Genomic DNA, 24,149 nt, shown 5'->3' on the forward strand with positions numbered 1-24,149 from the left:
TTATATATATGGAGGATATGGTAATGAGAAGAATATTATTAGTTGAGGATGATTCCACATTAGCTTATGGAGTTGAATATACATTAAAAGGTGAAGGGTTTAATATTATAGTTGCGAGCACTTTAGAAAAAGCAAGAAAATTGTTTCGTGAGAAAGAATTTGATCTTATTCTTTTAGATTTAAGTTTACCAGATGGAAAGGGCTATGATATGAGTATGGATATTAGAAAAAAATCAGGAGTTCCCATAATCTTTTTAACGGCAAAAGATGAAGAGATAAATATAGTAACAGAGTTAGACATGGGAGCAGATGGCTATATAACCAAGCCTTTTAGGATAAGAGAATTAATATCTAGAGTAAGAGCAGTACTGAGGCGATATTCTAAAGAAGATTTGAGTGTTGGAATCATTACTTCAGGTGATTTAGTGGTAAATACATCTCAAAATAAAATAGTTAAGAATAAAAAAGAGTTATTTTTAACTGGACAGGAATATAAATTATTGATTACTTTTATGAAACAACCATTACAGGTTTTGGGTAGAGATTATATTTTGGAAGGATTGTGGGATATTAATGGATATTTTGTAGATGATAATACCTTATCTGTTTATATTAGAAGGTTAAGAAGCAAAATTGAGGACGACCCTCAAGACCCTAAGTATATTGTTACAGTAAGAGGAATGGGGTATAAATGGGATATGGATGTTAGGGGAAAACTATATTAAAACTAATGCACAATGCACAATGTACAATGTACAATTAAGGATGAAATATTTTAGCGAAGCTAAAGTATTTCTCTTTTTTTATTAATTGAAGATTTTCTTACGATAGGAAGAAAATCATCCTTAATTGTGTATTGTTAACTGTGCATTGTGCATTGGTTTAATGCAGTCTTTTATTTGGTTTGTTTATTAATACAGTATAAACTATTAAAAGTAATACAAAAATTCCTATTGCTGGTGCAAACCAAACTTTTTCTGCGATTAATAATGAAATTATTAAAAAAACTATTCCGAATGATACAAAAAATTTACACATTATATGCGCCCCCCGGTACTTGTAAATCATCTTTTGTGAATTACTCGAACTATATTATAAAAATTATAGCAATTGTTCATACTATATTCAAAGTTCATAAATTGTTAAATATTCAAGGGGGAGTTTAGTTAAAGGTTTTCAAATTGAGATAGGTTGATATTGCTTAGTATTAGTAGAATATTTGTGTTATAAGTGATATTTATTACATCTTGATAAAGTTATATAAAGTTTAAAAAAAGTTTATTTTTATCTAAAATTTAGTTAAAAAAAGGAAACTGTTGAAGTTTCCTTTTTTGGTGTGGGGAAATTTGTTAACACCTCCTTTTATGTTTGTTTATATGCCAACTTAGGGGATTGACTTAACAATACATATGTAGTGAACGTAGTTATATTAAACAGTAGATATAACTACTTTTCAAGTTATGATTAAATTATATAATATGATATAAATAACTGCAATACAGAATTAAGACTAACTCTTACAGTGATGGACTATTTTAGGGTATAATTTGAATTCAGCTCCTTAAATCGTTATATATCTCGCAATATCTCTTGTTTACAATTTAACTTATTTAAAATTCAAATTTTAACAAATTGTTAATAATGATTAAAATATACAATTGTTAATTAGATATAATTTATAATCTAATTGATAAGAAGAATAAATTGGTAAACATTAGAAGATGGAGGGTTAATATGAGAAGGAAAAATAATATAATAGCAATACTATGTGTAGCCATTATATGTGTTGCTGCATATATTGGATATTTAAAAGTAATAGGACCACAAACTGTGAAGACTTCGAATAAAGAATACAATGAAGTGTTAGAAAACAGCGATGAAAATACTCTTGATAAGGAAACTGCTACTAATTATTTAGAGGAAAAAAATATTACAATTAGAGAAGAAAAGTTGTTATATGAAGATATTCATAGGATGGCAAATACTCTCATTATAGCTGAGGATGGCAAAATATGGGGCAAGGATACTATAACAGATGAAAAATGTAATACACTTATTATTGAAATTACTGCTAGTGATTATGATGATAAAGAGAGGTTATTAAGCATACTCAATAGGTGGAAAGAAGATGATTTTTCAGAAGGTGTAGATGATCATAATTATGTATGGAATAGATTAGGTGGAACTATTGGAAGGGCAAAGTCATTAAAAGAAGAATTTAAATAGTAGCATGAAAGTTGGTGTAAACATTGAAAAAAATAGCAGTATTAGGAGCAGTATTAGAGCATCCTATAGAAACACAGCAAAAATTTAATGACATAATTGCTAATTTTAAAGGCATTGTAAAAGGCAGAATGGGCATACCTTTTGAAGACGAAGGGGTATCTGTAATATCAATAATCGTTACAGGGACTATGGATGAGATAAACAGTTTGACAGGAAAATTAGGAAATATAAATGGTGTAACTGTTAAGACTTCAATATCTAAGAAAGAAATTAAATAAAATGAATAGTATAATATTACGATAAGAATAAGTATTTTAAGGAGTGTTTATGAATAAAAAAGATATGATTCTTGTGTATATGGGACTACTTTTTGCTGCTTTTATTTGGGGAATAAATCCAACAATAATGAAAATTGGGCTTATATATATGTCTAATATTAGCTATAATTTTATAAGAATGCTTGTTGCTTTACTAGTTTCGATTATAATACTCATTATATCCAAAAGGTATAAGAGAATGGAAATGAGAGATATAGGCAAAATATTTCTTATTACTTTATTTGGATTCTTCTTATTTCAAATATTTTTGATTTGGGGAGTGAGTAAAACTACAGCAGGGAATACTTCTATTATTATGGCGACTTTACCGGTTTATGTAATAATAATAAACTACATTTTTAAAATCGAAAAGATAAACAAGAAAATTGTGCTGGGTATATTTTTATCTATTTTAGGAGTGGTATTAATAGTACTAGCTTCAGGTGCTAATTTATCTATTTCTAAAAACGATGCACTAGGTATAGTGATAATTTCTATATCGCAACTTGCTTACGCTATTTATACAGTTTTCTCAAAAACATTAGTAAAGAAATATTCAAATTATCAAGTTATTTTTATGGTAATTTTATTCACTACTATATTTTACTCTTTCGCCTCTTTAAAAGAAATTAGTAATATAGATTGGAGTGGGTTGCCATTAATAGCTTGGCTTAGTATAGTAGGATCAGGAATTTTTGCTATGTTCGTAGGTAATGTTATATGGGTATGGGCTGTCAATAGAATAGGTAGTTCAAAAACTTCATTATTTACAAACTTACAACCAGTTATTTCTATAATTAGTGGATACTTTATTTTAGGAGAAACCTTTAGAATAGGCCAGATATTTGGCGGAATTATTGTATTATATGGTGTTTATATTACAAGAGATAATAAAAAAAGTGAAGCATAAATATATTATGATAAATGTATAATTTTAAAGCAATGCACAATGCATAATGCACAATTGAGGATGATTTTGCGGAGCAAAATCTTTAAATAATAAAAAGATTAAAGATGTTAATTTCTAAGGTTTCAAGTTTTTAACTGCACTCTGGACTCTGCAAATTGCACTTTTGTTTTAAAATAAAAAATACATTGGGAAACCAATGTATTTTTTTATTTTGTAAAATATTACTTTACATAAATTGTAAATTATAATATAATGTAATAAAATGTTAAAAAGAAATATAATATATTGCATTATATTTATGTTTATAGTATGAGGAGGAATTTTTGATGAACACTACTAAAAACCCAGTTGTAGATAATTTTAATGTACAGGTCATTGATGATGGATATGCTGATACAAAATCGAAGTCAGAGGATTCAGATATGTTTATCACACCATCTTATGTAACCTCTTGGAGACCATTTTATGATAAGGACAGTGATCTCAAGGAGCCAGAAAAGAGTTCTCTTACTCGAATAGAGGCTGAAGTAAATGGTACAAAATACTTGGTTGGAGAGTGTGCTGTAAAGCAAGATAGGTCACTTCAATGGAATGGAGCGTTGGACAAGCATAATGATACTTCTTTTGATGTATTATTGAAAACACATCTTAGCTTAATGGCAAAAACACCAATGAGTCGTGTTAAGTTAGTGATGGGATTACCAGTAAAGGCTAGTTTGGATAGAGAAAGAGTAGATAAAATGAGGGCAAAAGTTGTAAGACAACATGAAATTGCACTAAAATTGCATCAGGATAAAGATTTTGAGAATAAGATAATCAAAGTTGAAGATTTAATAGTAAAAGCACAACCGCATGGAACTCTATGTGATTTAATATTAAATAGTAAGGGAGATATTACAAATAAAGATTTAGCAAGGAAAGTAAATGCTATTTCTGATATTGGTGGGAAAACACATAATTTATATTTAGTAGATACTCTTGAACCGTTATCAGATTTTTGTGATACAAAAAATAGTGGAATGTATACTGCGTATAATTGGATTAAGGATTATTTAGAGAGAGAACTTCATCTTCAAGTTGCTGATGGACAAATGCCACATATAGTTGCTGCAGGACAAATTAAGGGATATGATTTAACTCCTGTAATTAAAAAAGCTTACAGAACTCTTGCTAGTAGAATAATATTAGAAATCCAAACTATTTGGGGGGATGCTTTTCCTTTTATAGATAATTTAATATTTACAGGTGGAGGTTCAGCTGCACTAAGACCTTATTTAGAACAGGAATATAAAAAGGCAATGTTTTTAAGTCGTACAAATAATCCTTCAGGTTTATATAAACAAGGCATTAGAAAATGGAAAAGAAAAGCAAATTAAAATGTAAAAAAACATCTGAAAGGAGTGTGTATGATGCAGATATCTCTTTATATAGGAACTAAGCGTAAAAAGGATAGGATTGTGAATAATGAATTATCTAAATATATTGAAGGTGATAGAAGTGCTAGAATAAAAGATCTGATTTTGAAAGGACTTATTTTTGAAGGGCAGAGAGATATTGATGAAACATTATTAGATATTAGGTATATGATGGATTTAGATGTAGAAGTTAGAACAAGCAAAGTAAAGAAGAATGATAAGGTTATGGAAATGAATAAAATAGAAAATAATAAGAATAATTTAGTGGATATGGAAACAAATACACTAATTCCTAGCTTTGATAATATATCAATTAGTAAAAGTGACATCGACGATATTGACTTAGAAGATAGAATTTAATTGGAAAAGGTAGGGTTCTAGCCTACCTTTTTTTGCTCCTATAAGGATTTAAGAACTGAAAATTATTTTAACTCCGACCAATACAAATAACTACACACCTAGACACAATCTTTCGACTATGAAAAAGCATTACGTAACCTATATTAATCTTTGCCCGATTGCAATACATCCCTTAGAAGAAATATAATATCTCTCGACACAATACCCCACCCAATTTTAAATGCTAATTTTAAGAAGCATTTAAAACCTGCGGAACATATTACAATCTTGACTCGACTAACATACATCTATTGAAATAGTATAAATACAGTTGGGCACTTATACAACTCTTAAAAACATATGCAAATCTTATCGCCGACATAAATGAAACCTCAACCATAGATCTCAAGTATATCTTTGTTCGAATGATATACAACTTATATAATAAATCATATATCACTCTTAGCTCAACAATATTCAATCCTTTACAAAAATAGTATAACCTTTTTTAAATATAATTATGTATATAAAAAAATTATTAGTAAAAGGAGATTACCTAGAGTAAATTAGATTTAATAAAATTCTTAAAATAAATTTAATATATTTAAATTATATAATCAAAAATTATTTTAAAACAATAAAGTTATAGTAAGGCAAAGAATATTTTGAAAAAATATGGTATAATGAGTTTGTTCAATAGAATAATTAGATATGTAGGTGATTATTATGAAAATAACTAATAAAGTTATTTTGACAACAACCGCTGTAATATTAGTTAGTATTTGCTCAATTAGTTTTCTTATATTTTATATTTCTAAGGAAAAAGAAAAAGAAATAAATAGCTTGATAGGGCAATCATATGAAAAAAATATAGACCATAGTTTCAACTTAATGAATAATAATTTACAAGATATTTTATTAAATTATTCTACATCCTATAATATGTATAATAACCTTTGTGATGAGGATAAAAATATAATACTTAGAGATTTAGATAACCATTTTAAAGATATAGCTGATTTTATTTATATAAAAAAAGATAATGTAGATTTTGAAATATATTATAGTAAATTAGATATAGCTAATGAACTCAAAAAAAATAATTTTATTGCCACATCTTTTGGTGATAGTTCAAATAGCTCGAGTTTTGAAAAAATTAATGATGATGTATATATTATTGTTACCAACCCAATTTTATTAGAATCAAATACAAATTCTAAGATTGGAGTTATTGGCATTGGTAAAAAAATATCACATTTTGATTTGTTAGCAACTGGTAAATATCCATTTTTGCAAGATTATTTAATAGAGTTTTATACATTAGAAGAAGAATTAGAGAATATTGATAATCAAAATGTAATTATGGAGAAAAAAATATTAAATAATAAGAATGAATTAATTGCAGAAATTATACTAAAATCACAGAATGATAAAAAATTTAGTTTTATAAAAAAAATAGTACCATTAACCATAGTTATAGTATTATTATCTTTAATTGTTATAGTATTAGTATTTTCGAAATTAATACGAAAAATGAAAGAACTAACTTTAAATATTTCCAGTAGTCTGTATGATATCTCACAAGGAAATTATCATAAAAGAATTCCTATGTCTGGATATATTGAATTTGATAGGACAAGTAAAATGATTAATAAACTTGTAGATGAAGTTGAGGGTAGAATTAATTATTTAGAAGAGAGTACTTTGACTACTATTAATGTATTAACTTCATCATTAGAAGCTAAGGATCCTTATACTAAAGGCCATTCTGTAAGGGTTGCAGAGTATTCGATGATGATTGCAAAAAAAATGAATATGGATGAGTTATATATAGAAAAGTTAAAACAAGCGGCTCTCCTTCATGATATTGGTAAAATAGGAGTTAATGAAGACATATTAAATAAACCTGGTAGTCTTAGTGAGGAAGAGTACAATGAAATTAAAAAGCATCCTAGTATTGCGGCAAATATTCTTGGAGATTATGAAGCTTTTAAAGATTTAAAAGAAATAGTAATTAGTCATCATGAAAGATTCGATGGAAAAGGTTACCCAGTGGGACTCTTAGGAAATGAAATACCTGTTGGAGGAAGAATACTTGCTGTTGCAGATACTTTTGATGCTATTACTTCTGATAGGGTGTACAGAAAAGGCATGACAGTTGAAAAAGCAATTGCAATAATTAAGTCTGAAAAAGGAAAGCAATTTGACGCAATTATTGTAGAAGCCTTTATATCTATAGTGGATGATTTGAAAAATGAGAATTTACATCATGAGATAAAGGATTTTGAGGATAAATAATTAAGAAATTATTATATAATATTTTAAAATGGGCAGTACACTATAAAAGAGTGCTGCCCATTTTAAATTTAAATATTATACTGAATTAGCCTATTGTTGATGTTAGTAAGTAAGGTGATATTGAAATAAATAAACCTATTAAGAATAACACAATTAGTATACCGTAACTTTTTATTTTTGATATTTTAAAAACTACAGATATTCCAAGACCTAATAAGAATAGATACCACAATTTAAATATGTCGATATAATTAATTAAAGCTGTTTGCACACTAGGATTTTGAATAAGACTTAATCCTGTTGGTTCTCCACTTATTAACATAAATATTATTTTTACAATGTAACCTATAGCTGTAGCATAAGTTGCTTGTAAATATACAGAAACCATTTGTGAATAAGTTCCTTTTCCTCTAAATAGTTTAACTATTAAAAAATATACTAGAGCCATAAAGAATACTCCAATAATAAAACCTACTAATTTTAATGGAGCTTGTAGTAGTGGTGATTGAAAAATTCCAGTCATTTTCTCTAATTGCGCCATTGTGGCAGGGTCTGCTCCTTGTAATGAGTTCCGTAATACTTCATCAGTATATGGTTTTTGTAAATTTGCCTGTATTAAGGAGAAAACAACACTAATAGCCCCTAAAATAATAAGATTGATAGCAAATTTGGGGTTTGAAATATATGGTCTAAATAATCTTGTAGGGTTTATAAAAAAACACTTCAATTTTTCACCTAAACTTAATTTTTCATCTTCTTCAAATTCGTCATATTCGTCAAATAATTCTTTTTCAATTTCTTCATTTTTCTTATTTTCGTCCATAATAGCCTCCTATTCATTTTTTATAGCACTAATTACATCGATTTTTGCAGCTTTGTTAGCGGGATATAATCCTGATAAAAATCCTATTAAAGTAGAAAATATCATTACAAAAGCCACAAGACTAACACTTACTACGGCGATTTTAATGTTTTCATCTGAGCCGCTCGAAGCTAGCTTTGCGCTAATTACTGCATTGATTATTGTATTGATTAGATAACCAATTAATAATCCAATTAGCCCACCAAGGAAGCCTATAGCACTGGCTTCACCTAGAAAGATTGTTTTAATATTACCGATACTGGCTCCTATAACTTTCATGACACCAATTTCTTTTTTTCTTTCATAAATAGCCATATTCATAGTGTTTACAATTCCAAAAGCAGCTACAAGTAAGGAAATACCTCCTAGTGCTCCGAGAATTAATTTAACACCATTTAATGTTTTGCTTATGCCTTCTTGTATTTCTTTGAAAGATTGAAACATGTATCCCGAATCTCTCAAAGTTTCTTCTGCTTCATCACTACTCTCTTCTTTAACAACTAGATCTATAGATGAATAACCACTTTCTTTTATATATTTACTATTACCTGAGCTTTTTACGATTATATCTTCTAGTATATCTACAGGTACAGTAGTGGTGTAACTATAAGTATAATTATCTGTAGAAATTCCTACAATTTTAAAATTATAATTAAAATATGTAGTTTGGCTTTCATCGTCATTGTCTTGATCAAGGATTATATTAGAGTTTTGTGATTGTTGATCTGGTACTTTAATTTTGATTTTTTTTCTAAGGAGTTTTTCTAAATCTTTATCGTTAACATCCATTGGATTTTCAGGGTCAATAATTGTTTGAGCAATATATTTTCCCAATAGAATTTCGTTTTTACCAGCAGAAGGTAGTCTGCCTAAACTAACAAAGCTATTTTCCATGTTTTTAACATTGACACCTAAAATAGATTGATAGTCACTTACATAATCTTTATATTCAATGGAAACGGTGGAGTTAAGTATTGGGTTTACATGTTTAACAAATGAATATTTTTCAAGAGCTTTTATGTGTTTTTCATTTAATGGGTCCATTTCTGAAGCACCATTTAAAGCAAAATTCATTTCTGTTGCAGTTGAATTTGATCTATCGGGGTCGGAATAAGAGTAAATAGTGATGGTATTGATATCACCTATAGATGAAAGCTCACTGGTTAAATATTGTTCGAATCCATTTCCAATAGAAACAATTACAAAAATTGCAATACTACCAATTATAACACCAATCATTGTAAATATAGTTCGAGCTCTTCTTCGCCACATATTGTTCCAAATTATTTCTAACATATCTTTAAAATTCATTTTTATCACCTAAAATTCTTTAAGGATTTTTTCTTCTTTATTTAACCAATTGGTAAATGTGATTTCTAATTTACCGTGAATTTCTTTAGTATCTATAGTTTCTTCAGTTTCTTCAGTATTTTCATTTAGAGTTTGTTCGTTTTCAAATTCAATAGTATCTTCTTCTTCAGGTCCAAGCTCTCCATAAAATTGTTCTAAAGTTCCATTTTCTGTTGTTAACTTAAATTTTAAATTATAAATAGTGTCTCTACCAGCATTAACAAAGCCTACCTCAATTTGATCAGAAATTTCTTCGTTAAATTCTTCATCTGTTTTTGGTGTTTCTATATTTGTGATAATAAAGCGAGATTTGTTTTGAAGTAATAATCCAATAGTACTGCTTTCTTGATGAAGTGTAGATCTATTTTTTTCTTTGTAGAAAGAATTCAAAACAAGATTATATGTACCTACAGATAAATTAGGGTCAGAAATTAAGCTAATTGATTTATCGATTGTTTCTCCCTTTTTTATTGTACCAACATAAAGTTCATTTGAAGTTCCTACAGGAGAAAATCCTGTTAGGGTCTCTTTTCCCTCTATATTATTTAAGAGTATTGAGATGTTTTCAAGATCTCTATCAGAGTTGTTCTTTAATTTTAATGTCAATTCAAACTGTTCACCGGGTTGAATTGAAGCGGGTTCTATTGAAACTCCTTCAATAATTAGTTTATAGCCTTTTGCAGAAGTTGATATATATGTTATTCCGGAGAATAAAATTACTGCAACGAGGATGGTTAATATTTTTTTCAAGGGGTACACCTCCTATTATTATTTTGATACAATTTCGCCATCTACCATATTGATTACTCTATCTGCGTATTCTGTAACATTAGAAGAGTGAGTAACAATAACAAAGGTTTTATCAGTTTCTTTATTTAACTTGTACATTATATCCATTATTTCTTTGCTAGTTTTACTATCAAGATTACCCGTTGGTTCATCTGCTAGAACTATTGCAGGGTCGTTAACTAAGGCTCTTGCAATAGATACTCTTTGCTGTTGTCCTCCAGAGAGCTCAGAAGGTTTGTGATTTGCTCTATCCTTTAAACCTACCTTTTCAATCATTTCTAGGGCAATTTTTCTTCTTTCTTTCTTAGGTACACCACTAAAAATTAGAGGCATTTCTACATTTTCAACAGCCGTTAGTTGAGGTAAAAGGTTATAGGATTGAAATACATAACCTATGTGCTTGCGTCTGAAAAGTGCAAGTTTATTTTCACTTAAGCCAACAATTTTGTTATCTTCAATAGTTATTTGACCTTTATTTGGAGGCATAAGACCACCTATAATACTTAAAAGTGTAGATTTACCCGAACCAGATTCTCCAACGATAGCAATAAATTCTCCTTTATTGATTTCGAAAGAGATATTCTTTAACACTGTAACTTTCAGCTTACCCATTTTATAGATTTTCCATATGTTATCTACATTAATTAATGCCATATTAGTACCTCATTCCACTAGTTTAGCCCAAATAAAGATTTGAAGAAAGAACCTATTTTACCTAGTATACCTTTGTTCTCTTCGGGGGCAGCAGTGATTTCCTGTGATAATGCGTCTAAAGTAAAAGTTTTCTCTATTTCATCTGTATTACCTAGTTCATCTTCATAGCTTATTGTTAGCGCACCTGATATTTCTTCAGGATATGATAATTCTAAATCTATGTAATCTTCTTCGCCTTGTTCTAATGAACCATAATATTTTGTGTATTCATAATTATCAGTTTTTACTGTGAACATTAAATTTCTTAATTCGCCTTTTCCTGAATTAACAAATTCCACATTTAAGCCTCTATTCCATTCGGAAAAATCAGTATCATCAGAAGAATCTTCTTCTGTAAAACCAGTATTTGTTGTGAAATTTGTTACAGAAAGAGAAGAATTATTTTTTATAAGTACACCTATTAATCTAGATTCTTCATATTCATCTCCATATTTTTCCTTGTAGAATAATTTAACATTTAAATTGTAAAGCCCAACATTGACATTTGGTGCTGCAAGAAACGATATTTCTTTTTCTGTAGATTCGCCTTTTTTAATATCACCATATAGGATTTCATTTGTTGTATTTATAGGAGAAAAACCTTCAAGAATATTTTTTCCTTCAACAGAATCCATTTTTAGTACTACGTTTTCTAAGTCTTTACTCCCAATGTTTTTTAAAGTGATTTTAATTTTAAATTCACTACCTGGATTAATATTTTCAGGATCAGTAGATACTTTATCGATATAAATTTTAAAATTTGGTGCTGTTGATGATGCAGATTCAATATTAGAATCCATATTCGATGTTATAGGAAGTTGTCCCGTTGCGGTACTTGCAATTGACATAGATAGACCATCCATTGCAAATGCATTAAAAGAAAAAATCATTAGAAATATAATTGCAAAAAAGGATAATTTTTTAAAAAAATTCATATGTACCTCCTTAATAGTATAATTTAAGAACAATTAATTATAGCACAGTTTTTTTTGTGTAATTATTACATAAATATTACAAAATTTTCAATGTAGATAGTAGAAAAATCATGCATAACATTACCATTACTGTACTAATGACATAGTACAGTAATAAGGGGCTAGTGTCAAGTTTTATTTTTTATATTTTTGTAGAATTCCAAGTTCCACTTAATAATAGTAAATAAAATTAATAGTTCTTTAAAATAAAGATTTATTTGTGGAAATGGGAGATAATATAAGTTCTTTACTAATATAAAGTATTATTTTATAATAGAAACTAGAGATATATAAACTAGCGGATAAATAATTTAGAGGAGGTTCAATATGAATCAATATATTGATAATATTTTAGGATTGATTTATGCAAATGCATTGAATGTGTTAGTAGCTTTAGTAATTTTGTTTATAGGTTTTAAAGTTATTAAAATGATAACGAATTTAATGAGAAAAAGCTTGGGTAAAGTGGATATTGATGAAACTTTATTTAAGTATTTAATTACTATTACTAATGTGACTTTGAAAATATTTTTGATTATATCATTAGTTACAATGGTAGGAATTCCAACAACTTCATTTGTTGCTTTAATAGGGAGTGCTGGATTAGCAGTTGGGTTAGCGCTACAGGGAAGTTTGTCAAATTTTGCAGGTGGAGTTCTTATATTATTATTAAAACCTTTCAAGGTTGGTGATTTTATAGAGGCACAAGGGTATACTGGTACAGTGCAAGATATATCAATATTTTACACAATACTTAACACTGTAGATAACAAAAGAATAGTAATTCCAAATGGTCCATTATCAAATGGAAGCTGTGTCAATTATAATGCTAATGATACAAGAAGAGTAGATTTTACTTTTGGAGTTGGATATGAGGCGGATATTAAAAAAGTAAAAGAAGTAATTAATGAAGTAATTTCAAGAAATGAAAAAATAATGGACGAGCCAGCTCCCTTTGTAAGACTATCTGAACATGGAGATAGTTCAATTAATTTTACAACAAGAGTTTGGTGCAAAACAGAAGATTATTGGGAAGTTCACTTCTATATGATGGAAGAAGTTAAGATTGCTTTTGATAAAGAAGGGATTAATATTCCGTATCCTCATATGGATGTGACAATGCTTAAATAATAAAATATTAATGCACAATGCACAATGCACAATGCACAATGCACAATGCACAATGCACAATGCACAAATAATAAAATATTAATGCACAATGCACAATGCACAATTAAGGAAGGGATTTTTTAGCGGAGCTAAAAAATCCCTTTTTATATTAGAAATAATAAACCACATCAGAAGACGGGGCTCTAGATAGTTTTGTGTAATTAATAATCTTTCTATTACAATATTACTGGAAATTTTGATTATAAGTTAATCTGATTTTCAGATAAATTATCAATATATTCTTTAGCTTCTTTAAGACCAATACCTGTGAGTTCTCTGTATTTTTTTATGGCTTTTATTTTTTTACCTTCTCTTATTAATTCTAGAACTTCAATATTTACATTATCAAAGTCTATAGAAGGATTAGTTACACCTACTTCTTTTGCTATTTTATTTATTGTTAAGTTCATTTTAGTAATTTCATTTTTCAATGAAGAAACAGTTGTAATAAGTAATGATATAATAATCAATAAAAATGCAATAATTGTAAGCTCCATAGTTCACCTCCTATGTTTTAAACATAAATTAAAGATAATTTTGCGCATCAAAATCATCTTTAATTGTAGATTGTGCATTCTAAAGAATTACTCAACAATAAGAAACTCCACTTCTTCTGCATAAGCATACTTTTCTAACTTTTCTTTTGCCATTTCCATATACTTATTTAGCTCAGAAGTTCCACTGAAGGAAATTATGTTCATTACTATATTTTTAGTTTCATTTCTAATCATAGCTACTTCGGAATCACTTGTTGGGCTTCCAAATAAACCTGCATCATCAGAAAAAACAGGAATGTTTTCAACATTGATAATACCTTTTCCGATTCCCTTGTAGGAAGCACCTTCCTTACCAATACCGAGTACAATTGATCCTTTTATTTTATCTATATCATAAGAACCTAGAGAATATAAAGACTTCATAGAAATAAGATTATTTACATCTACTACATTATTAACTTTGTAAACGCCCTTGTTTTGAAGGACTCTTCTTACAAGTGCTTCAGATGAAATTCTATATTTACTAGGGGCTTTTCCTAGTTTCTTATATATTTCTCTTCCATCCTTTATTTGAGGACAATAAGCAAGTTTGTCTATAGGTATTTCTTTCTTAACTATTTCACAATAGTTATTTATTTCTTCCCATAAAGCATCATTTCCAGGTTGAACTGTAACTTTTGCTTGAATGCATCCTAAGGCCATTTGAGGGCATACATTTTTTAATTCTTCAGAAATTTTAATGTTAATCATTAATAATCAAACTCCTTTTTCTTTATTTATAGGTTATATTTTAAAATAACATTGTAATTTGTAATTTTTACAATAAACAAAAGAATATTTCATAAAAACAAATTTTCCTCATACAAATAACTTTTAAAAGAAAACTCATTTATTATAAAATATTATATACTAATAAGAAAAATATTACCAATAAAAGGGGGAATTATTATGACCAACTAATACCGTATCTCATAATTGTTTTTTGGATACTTATATCGGGTATTTCTATCATTAAATAATCGGCTAATTGTCCTTGGAGATATTCAGGGGTATCATCAAGTTTTGTTGCATCATAATTATTATCAAACCATTCATAAATTGTTTTGTTGATTATCTCATCTTTATTAGTTAATAAGAAATCTTTTGTTTTAGTATCTTCAGGTGAGTAACCTAAACATATAACTATTTCAGTAAATTGAAATCCATTTTTATTAGTAAAATTATCTAATTTAAATTCTAAATACTCTTCTTCAGTTATTATTGTTGCAGAATTATTGCTAAATATTTCTTTTTCTCCGTCAGTAAAGAGGTTCAAATCAAAATTTTGTTTTATTTCACCAGTTTTCCAGTTTAGAATGGTATATCCTTTTGAACCAGTAATATATACATAATAGCCACTTGTATAGTATTTATGAATTACAGGTTCTATTATACTATCATCTTTATTATTACATAGACCTTCGTAAATTATTTGATATTCAGCATCGCATCCCCAATAGTCACGAGTATCTCTACCTGGTGGGTACTTATAATTTTCACAGCCACTGAGCAAAAATATTAATATAGCTAAAAGACTTATAAGGTATTTGTTTTTCATTTTAGTAATCTCCTAAGATTTTAATTTGTTCATAATATAATAAATTATAAAAAATATAATGCTTATTATAAGCAAGCCTAAATACATATATAGTTGAAAGGGACCTCCACCAAATTTATCAAAAGGGGGAGACCCATTTATAATTCTTACATATCGTTCCTGATTTCCGTGTATTAAATAGTATATGAATAGTGGACTAATTAAAAATAAACAACCCAATATCAAACTTATTTTTTTTATCAAATCATATAAAGTTGTTATTGATTTCATGTAATCAGTCCTTTATACATTATATTTATTCTCTTCTATAATCGTAGATTTCTTTATTAACATTTAATTCCACACCGTTTATTTTTATAATCTCATCATCTAACCATTGAATATTGGCTTCTTCACAATGATATTGCCAATAAATATTTTTGATTTTACCATTGTTATTATTCTTTAATGTACATAAAACTGCATAACCAGTTGTTGCTCCACCATTATTTAAATAAGAGGTTACGGTATATGCTCCATTTGGTGAAGTAGATTCCTTAAGATAATCTTGTCCATCAATTCTTTGTATATCAAAAAATGCCCAGTTAATAGTGTAAGCTACTCCACCAATAATAATAGCCATAATAATGAATATTGTTACTAGATGCTTTTTCTGTTTTTGCTCCATATCTATTCACCCCTTGAAAATATACTTGTTTTTTAACATATTATATATTAGCTACATGATGTATTATAAGCTTTTATATTTAAATTAAGATTTTCTGACCAAAGGGAAGAAAATCATCCATAATTGTGCATTGTGCATTGTGCATTGTGAATTGTATCTATTGTATTGTTTTCTCAATAATATGCTTATTATAATTAAATTCATACCATTTGTCGGTAGTTTCTGCATATGTTTTGCAATTGCCAAGGTAATATTCTATGTTGTTTCTAATATCTAACTCATAATTAAAATTATCTTTATTAGAATAAATGTATGAAAAAGCATCGGGACTTAGTTGACAAATATAGGAAGCATCAATCTTAGTTGATTTTTCGTATCTTTGGAAGTTACTTTTGGCTATAAATTTATCTACATTGAAGAAATTTATAAGCAAGTACATTGTCATAAGTAGAACTATACTGTATTTTTTTAAGTTTATTTTTTTAATCCATAATCCTATTGAAAATATTAATATTAATAATAATATCCCAAGTATTGAATAGTGGACAAAAAAGCGAAGATAGGTAAGTCCGTACTCATTTTCATATAGTGATAACTTATAATGTGAAGCATACAGCATCATTAATGTGAATATTAAAGTTATATTCATTAGTATTTTTGTAAAGAGCTCTAGCTTATTACTTTTGTATCTAGTTATTTTAATAATAATTAGAATTATCAGTAGGTTGATTATTGTAACTGCTACTAATTGAAAAAAACCTTCTCGAGCATAACTTGAATAGGAAATTCCCTCTGGCAAAACTTTATTCTTGTTTACATATAGATATTTAGTTTGAATTATACAGAATAAAGCGTAAAGTAAATCAATAATAATTAGTAAGGTTACAACAATAGTGCCATCTAATTGAGTTTTTTCCTTTTGCTTATATGAAAAATTCTTAAAAGGATAATTAAAACTCCATATAAAGCCGAAAAGATAAAAGAAAAATATTAATATAAAAATAAAATGACCAATAGCAGTTGATGGATCCCAATTGCCAAAACTAAAAGCATTTAAAAGATAATATTGGAACATTTTATCGGCACTTGATAGCAATAGAACTAGTACAAAAACTATAGGTATAGAAATTATAATTCCCTTTAATATATTTTTATTTATTTCATTTTTAGATTCTTTTTTTTCAGAAACTTTTATAAATTCATGAAGAAATTGAAATGGTTTATTAAATCCATCGAAAGATCTCGGAAGTATTTGCTGAAAAAAAGCATCAAAATAATTGGTAATGTTTTCTTTGTTTTCATCGTAAAAAATTAATAACAAAGAAAGTATTAATAGTATAGGAATGATTATTACATTGATAGCATGAAAAATAGGGTTTGAAAATATTGAATACCTTAAAGATAACAACAAACTTACTAGCATAAGATACCAGCCTAGATTGAAATTAAATTTCAACTTTTTTTTAGGGATATAAAAAAATACAGAAATAATTAGTAATTCATAAATAAAAACTGAAATTCCCATTGAGTTACCAATGAAGAAAATATCAAAGATTGTTGATAGTATAAGTATTAGTAATAGAGAAATCATTTTTTTATATGTAGGAATATTTTCATTGATGAAATCTTTCTCTCTATTAGATTCATATAAAAACCTTTCACGCGATTGCCAGTAAGTTAGTTTTTTCTTCTTTTGATTGGTTTCTGATTCAATAATTTTTGCATTACCTTTTGCATTATCCATAATTAATCTCCTTTTAAATAATGTAATTTAGAATAAAATTGATTAATTAAATATTAACATTCCAATAGATGAAAATCAATACAAAATTATTGTTTTACAATAAAAAATAACTATTTATTAATAAATGAGTTAAATTAAATGCAATGGGTATGGAATAAAGAAAACGCTTAATGTAGTGAAGTGGTTATTTAAAAAATTACCAAAATCAAAATAATGAATATTATTTGATTTATAGCAATAAATATGCTAAAATCATTGGAGTCAGTTCGCAATATCCTGACTATAAATAAAACTACGGAGGTAGAAAAAAATGAATAAAAGTGTTAGATTTTTGGTGCAAGCGTCGCTAATAGCCGCAATCTATGCGGTGTTAACAATTGTACTAGCACCCATTAGTTATGGGCCACTTCAAGTTAGAGTTTCAGAGGCATTGACGGTATTACCGTTCTTTATGCCGGCAGCTATTCCTGGACTAGCTGTAGGATGTTTACTAGCAAATATTGTAGGAGGATATGGACTTGCAGATATTATTTTTGGTACACTTGCTACACTTATTGCAGCGGTAATTACATCAAAAATGAAGAGTAAAGCTTTAGCTCCGATACCACCAATTATTGTTAATGGATTAATAGTTGGAACTATGCTACATTATGTTGCTAATTTTCCATTAATTCCAACAATTTTATGGGTTGCTTTTGGGGAGCTAATTGCATGCTATGTGTTAGGATATCCTTTGTTAAAAGTTTTAGAGAATTCAAAATTAATTAAAAATGATTAATTTATAAAAGCGGCAGAGGCTATCTGTCGCTTTTATCTTTTTTGTAACTATGTTTCAAAAACTTCACAATTCACATTTCACTCTTCACATTATTAGTAAAGTAAATAACTTTATCTCAAAAACAATAATATGAATATCAACAATATTCTAAAACATAGCCTATTTTTAAAATTGTAATTTCAGAGTAAATAATCATTAATAAGAATAATTACAATACTTTTGCGTAGAATAAATATTGCTTGAATAAAATAAAATAAGTTTTTGAAAACTTTATACTTATGAGGAGGAATATTTATGAATAAAAGATTTAAGAATGTTTTATGTTTATTAGCTATGGCATTATTGTTAAATGTAAGTACAGTATTTGCACAAACGAATCAACCAGATAAAAATAAACATAGTGATACTAGTGGTGATGTTACGGAAATATTTCAAAGTAATGGTTGCTTTGAAATTAGTGCAGAAGAGGCAAAAAAGGCGATGGAAGAAGATTCAACCGTTATATTGTTAGATGTTAGATCTGAAGAAGAGTACGAAAAAGAACATATAACTAATGCGGTGAATTTGCCTATAGATTCAATTAATCAAAAAGCAAATGAAGTTATTCAAGATAAAGGAACTAAAATTATTGTGTATTGTCAAAAAGGTAAGAGGAGCAAGAAAGCTACAAAAATGCTATATAAACTTGGATATAAAAATATTTACAATTTAGGTGGAATAGAGAATTGGCCTTACGAAAAAGAATAGTTAAATTTAAAACTATATAAAAAAGTGCTTGCAAAAATTTAATTATAGTTGTAGAATATAAACTAATCAAAAAAGCAAATAATATCCTAACTTATCAAGAGTGGTGGAGGGACTGGCCCAATGAAACCCGACAACCAGCATCTCATTCGATGCACGGTGTCAAATCCTGCAGAATTAATTTTCTGATAGATAAGAACAGAAATAGAAACGTGGAATATATTTTTTATCAAAAAATATCCATGATTACTAAGCTGCTTCTTATCTAAGAAGCAGCTTTAATTTTATTTGTTTTAAAATATTTTAATATTAAAGTTTTAATTATGTTTTTAATTTTTGTTCTAAGTAAAGTGTGCAGAGTGCAATGTGCAGAGTTCGGTGATGGATGATTTTCTTCATTCTTCTGAAAATCTTAAATTAATTAAAGAAATCTTAGATATATGGATATAATTATAAATAATGGGATACTTCAAATTGAACATTATCTTTAAAGGTTTTAACTGCACTCTGCACTCTGCAAACTTCACATTAATATGAAACAAAACTATTAATACAAGCAAACTTTATACACAAACAATAATCACAAATAAGAAACAACAAAAAAAGGGGGCATTTATAATGCAAAAGGATTTTAAAAAAGGGACTATATGTATACAAGGAAATTACAGACCTAAATCAGGTGAACCAAGAGTACTGCCATTATATCAGAGTACTACTTACAAATATAATGATCCTGATGAAGTTGCAGATTTATTTGACTTAAAGGCAGAGGGACATATGTATTCAAGAATTAGTAATCCTACTGTAGGAGCTCTTGAAGATAAGATAAATATGCTTGAAGGTGGAGTTGGTGCACTTGCAGTATCAGCAGGTCAATCAGCTAGTTTACTTGCTGTTCTTAATATTTGTAGTGCAGGGCAGCATATTGTTGCAGCTTCTACAATATATGGTGGAACATTAAATTTATTAGGGTTTACACTTAAAAAATTAGGTATAGATGTAACATTTGTTAACCCAGATACAGATTACGAGGAACTTAAAAAAGCCTTTAAAGATAATACTAGACTTCTATTTGGTGAAACTATAGGTAATCCTGGTCTGAATATATTAGATTTTGATAAGTTTAGCAAACTAGCAAAAGAAATGGATGTACCATTCGTTGTAGATAACACACTTGCAACACCAATTCTATGCAATCCATTTAAATATGGCGCAAATATAGTTATTCACTCTGCTACTAAATATATTGACGGTCATGCTACATCTTTAGGTGGAATAATAGTAGATGGGGGAAACTTTAATTGGGATAATGGTAAGTATCCAGAATTAACAGAACCAGATGAGAGCTATCATGGAGTTAAATATGTGGAGACTTTTAAAGAAGCCGCTTATATAACTAAGGCAAGAGTTCAATTATTAAGAGATTTAGGATGTTGTTTAAGTCCATTTAATGCATTTTTAATGCATTTAGGAACAGAAACACTTCATTTAAGAATGGAAAGACATAGCTCTAATGCTCTTAAGGTTGCTGAATTTTTAGAAAAGCACCCTAATGTAAATTGGGTTAGCTATCCATTGTTAGAAGGTCATAATAGTTATGATCTTGCTAAAAAATACTTGCCACTTGGTGGTAGTGGAATTTTGTCTTTCGGTATTAAAGGTGGAGTTGAAGCTGCAAAGACATTCACAAAAAATCTTAAAATAGCAGCATTGGTTGTACATCTTGGAGATGCTAGAACTTCAGTGCTTCATCCAGCAAGTACAACACATAGACAATTAAGTGAAGAACAACAAATAGCAGCGGGAGTTTTACCTGATATGATTAGGGTATCTGTTGGTATAGAAGATATAGATGATATAATTCTTGACCTTGATCAAGCGTTAAATAATATTTAGAAAGGATTGGATATATGTCAATTGTAGTACCTAAAAAATTACCGGCTATAGATACCTTAAGAAAAGAAAATATATTTGTAATGGATTATGAAAGGGCTATTCATCAAGATATAAGACCTTTAAGAATATTAATATTAAACTTAATGCCTACAAAAATTGATACTGAAACACAATTAGTTAGATTGATAGGTAACACTCCATTACAAATTGAAATGGTACTTATAAATACCAAGACACATAAATCAATGAATACATCCTATGAACATTTAAAGATGTTTTATAGTACTTTTGATGAAATTAAAAATGAAAAATTTGATGGTATGATTATTACTGGAGCTCCTGTTGAAAAAATGGATTTTGAAGATGTGGATTACTGGGAAGAATTAAAAGAAATAATGGATTATTCAAAGAAAAATGTAACATCAACACTTCATATTTGTTGGGGAGCTCAAGCAGGATTATACTATCATTATGGTGTTGATAAGCATCTTCTTCCTAAAAAAATGTTTGGTGTATTTAAACATGAAGTGAAGAATGGAAAATGTGAATTGATGAGAGGTTTTGATGATGAGTTCTATGCACCACATTCAAGGCATACAGGAATAGATTCTAAAGATATTCTTAGTCATCCTGATTTAGAATTGTTAGCAGTATCGGATGAAGCAGGACCTTATATTGTTATAGCACAAGATGGAAAGCAAATATTCGTTACGGGGCATTCAGAGTATGATGAGGACACTTTGAAGTATGAATATCTTAGAGATTATAATAGGGGACTTGATATAGAAATACCGAAAAATTATTTTAAGAATAATGATCCAGAGCAAAAACCAATAGTTAGATGGAAGAGTGGGGCAAACCTTATTTTTGCTAATTGGTTGAATTATTATGTTTATCAGGCTACTCCGTACAATCTTAACGAAGTCGGTGAGATGCAGTAGGTTATGGTTGTTTATACAACACATGTAGAGTTAGTGGTAAGAATACGTTGTGAAAATACTATTTATAATAAAAAGGCACATAACTAATATAAATTTAGTTAGTGCCTTTTTGACTTTAAATATTTTTAATATTACACTAGAAATGTGTTTTAAGAGTGGATTTTATCACTAAGAGTAAGGCTAATATACCAAATGTTTTGAAGGAAATTTTGCATAGGGTATAATATTTTAATTTTAAATATTAAGCATTGATAATTTGTTTATATTTGATTAGGGATATATAAGAATAAATTGTACTTTTGAGGAAATTAAAAAAACTTCTCGTTTTTTGTAACGAATAGTATTTTTTCAGTACTTATTAGTAGGAGGTGAGAGAGTGAGTGCGGGATATAGAAAAGCTTTATAATGACCATTTTCAAACAGTATTCAAGTATTTGTTCTGCATGACTCATGATGCAGATTTATCGGAAGAGTTGACTCAGGAGACTTTTTATCAAGCTTTGAAAACATATAAGAACTTCCGAGGGGATTGTAAAGTATCCGTTTGGCTTTGTCAGATTGCAAAGCACCTATGGTATAAAGAATTTAAGAAAAGAAATAGACATGCATCGGATTCAATGAATGAGATTTCAGATAATCTACCAGCAAGAGAAAATGTTGAACAGACGATTTTGGAAAGTGACTCTAAAATTGCATTGTATCAAAAAATTCAAAAACTAGATGAAAAGTCGCGAGAAGTTATGTATTTAAGACTCACGGGAGAGTTAAGTTTTAGAGAAATCGGTGAAATATTAAAAAGAAATGAGACTTGGGCGCGTGTTACTTTTTACCGTGCTAAACAAAAATTAGTGGAGGAGGAATAGAGATGAAAAAAGAATTAGAATGTAGTATTGTTCAGGATTTACTTCCTAGTTATATCGAAAAGCTCACTAGTAATGATACAAATCAAGCTATTGAAAATCATTTAAATAATTGTGTGGATTGTCAAAACATATATAACAATATGAATACAGAAATTATAGAAACTGTGAAGGCGCCAGTAATAGAGCTTAAGTTTTTGAAAAAAGTAAAAAGAACTAGGTTACTAGCAGCGGCATTATGTGTGATTTTATCATTGCTTTTATCTTATATTATATATGATATGGAATATAAATATTCTTCAGATAAAGCTGACTTGTCCAGTGCTATCACAGAATTTATGGCTTTTGATGATAATGACATAGATGCATACGCCTTGGAGACTAAAGAAGTCGATGGTGTACTTTTGGTATCATTTAAGGATCAAACCTATGGAAATATAAATGGAATTGCTAAGTTTCTAAAAGGCTTTAATCAAAAATATAGAATAGTTGAAGCAAATGTTGAGTCTTCTGAATATTCTTCTGTCGTACAGTTTTATCCCATTGAGATTAAAGATAAACAATATACTGCTATTAGTGCTTATAATCTTTCTGATGATATTAAGTACTATGGATTGGACTTTGCTACCTATTCAAGTAATGATAGTCTTTCAGAGGATAGAATAATAGAATCTTTGAAAATTGAAGTAAAAAACCAACAATTTTTAGAAATTTATGAGACAAAAGAATTGGAAGGGCTCCTAGAGAAATCAATGTCGCAAGTTAGAGATAACAAATTCCTTATATCTACTTCAATGTATAAATCAGATGGTGCAGACATTACTGACAGTTACAGGATCTTGGGAGACGACATTCAAGATGTAAGTTTTGTAATGGGAAAAGCTGAATTATTTTTGATTTATGTATATATAACGATTATTATAGGATTAGGAATAATAATGACTAGATATTTTTTAACAGACTAGATAAAATGTAATAAAGGAACAGTAGAAGCTATAAAATTGTTGTGAACTGTGAACTGTGAACTGTGAACTGTGAACTGTGAACTGTGAACTGTGAACTGTGAACTGTGAACTGTGAAC

The 24,149-nt window shown here is 28.4% G+C and carries 25 protein-coding genes and 1 riboswitch; of the genes, 14 read left to right on the top strand and 11 right to left on the bottom strand.

The genetic code is table 11. From position 1 onward, the window contains the following. Positions 1-23 precede the first annotated feature (23 nt). Positions 24-725, top strand: coding sequence for a response regulator transcription factor (locus tag ACVHXK_RS12435; RefSeq protein ID WP_461206719.1), 702 nt, complete (start codon positions 24-26; stop codon positions 723-725). Between the two features lie 157 nt (positions 726-882). On the opposite strand, the gene ACVHXK_RS12440 is transcribed toward ACVHXK_RS12435, so the two are convergent. Beyond that, positions 883-1,038, bottom strand: coding sequence for a hypothetical protein (locus ACVHXK_RS12440; RefSeq protein WP_461206720.1), 156 nt, complete (start codon positions 1,036-1,038; stop codon positions 883-885). 696 nt (positions 1,039-1,734) lie between these two features. Between ACVHXK_RS12440 and ACVHXK_RS12445 the strand changes: the two genes are divergently transcribed. The 6 genes from ACVHXK_RS12445 (at position 1,735) to ACVHXK_RS12470 (ending at position 7,505) form a co-directional block, all read left to right on the top strand. After that, the gene (locus ACVHXK_RS12445) at positions 1,735-2,226 is read left to right on the top strand and encodes a DUF6241 domain-containing protein (protein ID WP_461206721.1); all 492 of its coding nucleotides are present in this window, start codon (positions 1,735-1,737) and stop codon (positions 2,224-2,226) included. 23 nt (positions 2,227-2,249) lie between these two features. Beyond that, positions 2,250-2,504, top strand: coding sequence for a TM1266 family iron-only hydrogenase system putative regulator (locus ACVHXK_RS12450; RefSeq protein ID WP_461206722.1), 255 nt, complete (start codon positions 2,250-2,252; stop codon positions 2,502-2,504). Between the two features lie 49 nt (positions 2,505-2,553). Continuing rightward, the gene (locus tag ACVHXK_RS12455; RefSeq protein WP_461206723.1) at positions 2,554-3,453 is read left to right on the top strand and encodes a DMT family transporter; all 900 of its coding nucleotides are present in this window, start codon (positions 2,554-2,556) and stop codon (positions 3,451-3,453) included. Positions 3,454-3,779: 326 nt separating this feature from the next. After that, complete coding sequence (locus ACVHXK_RS12460; RefSeq protein WP_461206724.1) at positions 3,780-4,829, top strand: ParM/StbA family protein; 1,050 nt, start codon at positions 3,780-3,782, stop codon at positions 4,827-4,829. A gap of 30 nt (positions 4,830-4,859) precedes the next feature. Continuing rightward, positions 4,860-5,228: a hypothetical protein gene (locus ACVHXK_RS12465; protein WP_461206725.1), complete on the top strand. Its 369-nt coding sequence runs from the start codon at positions 4,860-4,862 to the stop codon at positions 5,226-5,228. A gap of 705 nt (positions 5,229-5,933) precedes the next feature. After that, positions 5,934-7,505 carry an HD-GYP domain-containing protein gene (locus tag ACVHXK_RS12470; protein WP_461206726.1) on the top strand — a complete coding sequence of 524 codons (1,572 nt, stop codon included), beginning with the start codon at positions 5,934-5,936 and terminating at the stop codon, positions 7,503-7,505. Positions 7,506-7,590: 85 nt separating this feature from the next. On the opposite strand, the gene ACVHXK_RS12475 is transcribed toward ACVHXK_RS12470, so the two are convergent. From ACVHXK_RS12475 to ACVHXK_RS12495, 5 genes are read right to left on the bottom strand one after another with little or no spacing between them, the layout of a single operon-like run. Beyond that, complete coding sequence (locus tag ACVHXK_RS12475) at positions 7,591-8,328, bottom strand: Yip1 family protein (protein ID WP_461206727.1); 738 nt, start codon at positions 8,326-8,328, stop codon at positions 7,591-7,593. Positions 8,329-8,337: 9 nt separating this feature from the next. After that, positions 8,338-9,678: an ABC transporter permease gene (locus ACVHXK_RS12480; protein WP_461206728.1), complete on the bottom strand. Its 1,341-nt coding sequence runs from the start codon at positions 9,676-9,678 to the stop codon at positions 8,338-8,340. Between the two features lie 9 nt (positions 9,679-9,687). Then, entirely contained in the window at positions 9,688-10,467 is a 780-nt protein-coding gene (locus ACVHXK_RS12485) for a COG1361 family protein (protein ID WP_461206729.1), read from the bottom strand. An 18-nt stretch (positions 10,468-10,485) separates the two neighbouring features. Then, positions 10,486-11,160, bottom strand: coding sequence for an ABC transporter ATP-binding protein (locus ACVHXK_RS12490; RefSeq protein ID WP_461206730.1), 675 nt, complete (start codon positions 11,158-11,160; stop codon positions 10,486-10,488). A 17-nt stretch (positions 11,161-11,177) separates the two neighbouring features. Then, complete coding sequence (locus ACVHXK_RS12495; RefSeq protein WP_461206731.1) at positions 11,178-12,134, bottom strand: COG1361 family protein; 957 nt, start codon at positions 12,132-12,134, stop codon at positions 11,178-11,180. Between the two features lie 366 nt (positions 12,135-12,500). Here ACVHXK_RS12495 and ACVHXK_RS12500 point away from each other — a divergent pair, with 366 nt between their 5' ends. Next, positions 12,501-13,304, top strand: a complete 804-nt coding sequence (locus ACVHXK_RS12500) for a mechanosensitive ion channel family protein (protein ID WP_461206732.1) — start codon at positions 12,501-12,503, stop codon at positions 13,302-13,304. A gap of 239 nt (positions 13,305-13,543) precedes the next feature. Here the strand turns inward: ACVHXK_RS12500 and ACVHXK_RS12505 are convergent, their stop codons facing one another. The 5 genes from ACVHXK_RS12505 to ACVHXK_RS12525 form a co-directional block, all read right to left on the bottom strand. Further along, positions 13,544-13,840: a ribosomal protein L7/L12 gene (locus ACVHXK_RS12505; protein ID WP_461206733.1), complete on the bottom strand. Its 297-nt coding sequence runs from the start codon at positions 13,838-13,840 to the stop codon at positions 13,544-13,546. 87 nt (positions 13,841-13,927) lie between these two features. After that, complete coding sequence (locus ACVHXK_RS12510) at positions 13,928-14,590, bottom strand: B3/B4 domain-containing protein (protein ID WP_461206734.1); 663 nt, start codon at positions 14,588-14,590, stop codon at positions 13,928-13,930. Positions 14,591-14,786: 196 nt separating this feature from the next. After that, complete coding sequence (locus ACVHXK_RS12515) at positions 14,787-15,437, bottom strand: hypothetical protein (RefSeq protein ID WP_461206735.1); 651 nt, start codon at positions 15,435-15,437, stop codon at positions 14,787-14,789. A gap of 295 nt (positions 15,438-15,732) precedes the next feature. Continuing rightward, positions 15,733-16,104, bottom strand: a complete 372-nt coding sequence (locus tag ACVHXK_RS12520; protein ID WP_461206736.1) for a DUF5412 family protein — start codon at positions 16,102-16,104, stop codon at positions 15,733-15,735. 157 nt (positions 16,105-16,261) lie between these two features. Further along, positions 16,262-17,848: a DUF4153 domain-containing protein gene (locus tag ACVHXK_RS12525; protein WP_461206737.1), complete on the bottom strand. Its 1,587-nt coding sequence runs from the start codon at positions 17,846-17,848 to the stop codon at positions 16,262-16,264. Between the two features lie 310 nt (positions 17,849-18,158). On the opposite strand from ACVHXK_RS12525, the gene ACVHXK_RS12530 reads away from it, so the two are divergent. From ACVHXK_RS12530 to ACVHXK_RS12555, 6 genes are all read left to right on the top strand, one after another. Continuing rightward, positions 18,159-18,626, top strand: coding sequence for a QueT transporter family protein (locus ACVHXK_RS12530; RefSeq protein ID WP_461206738.1), 468 nt, complete (start codon positions 18,159-18,161; stop codon positions 18,624-18,626). Between the two features lie 294 nt (positions 18,627-18,920). Beyond that, a complete protein-coding gene (locus ACVHXK_RS12535) occupies positions 18,921-19,373 on the top strand; it encodes a rhodanese-like domain-containing protein (protein WP_461206739.1) in 453 nt (150 codons plus the stop codon). An 88-nt stretch (positions 19,374-19,461) separates the two neighbouring features. After that, positions 19,462-19,569: riboswitch (SAM riboswitch) on the top strand. Positions 19,570-19,985: 416 nt separating this feature from the next. Next, the gene (locus tag ACVHXK_RS12540) at positions 19,986-21,266 is read left to right on the top strand and encodes an O-acetylhomoserine aminocarboxypropyltransferase/cysteine synthase family protein (protein WP_461206745.1); all 1,281 of its coding nucleotides are present in this window, start codon (positions 19,986-19,988) and stop codon (positions 21,264-21,266) included. Between the two features lie 14 nt (positions 21,267-21,280). Further along, positions 21,281-22,207: a homoserine O-acetyltransferase MetA gene (metA, locus tag ACVHXK_RS12545; protein WP_461206740.1), complete on the top strand. Its 927-nt coding sequence runs from the start codon at positions 21,281-21,283 to the stop codon at positions 22,205-22,207. A 380-nt stretch (positions 22,208-22,587) separates the two neighbouring features. Then, a complete protein-coding gene (locus ACVHXK_RS12550; RefSeq protein ID WP_461206741.1) occupies positions 22,588-23,070 on the top strand; it encodes an RNA polymerase sigma factor in 483 nt (160 codons plus the stop codon). A 2-nt stretch (positions 23,071-23,072) separates the two neighbouring features. Continuing rightward, on the top strand, positions 23,073-24,032 hold the full coding sequence (locus ACVHXK_RS12555) for a zf-HC2 domain-containing protein (RefSeq protein ID WP_461206742.1): 960 nt from the start codon (positions 23,073-23,075) through the stop codon (positions 24,030-24,032). The last annotated feature ends 117 nt before the right edge of the window (positions 24,033-24,149 follow it).

The sequence above is a fragment of the Clostridium sp. DL1XJH146 genome (assembly GCF_054819755.1).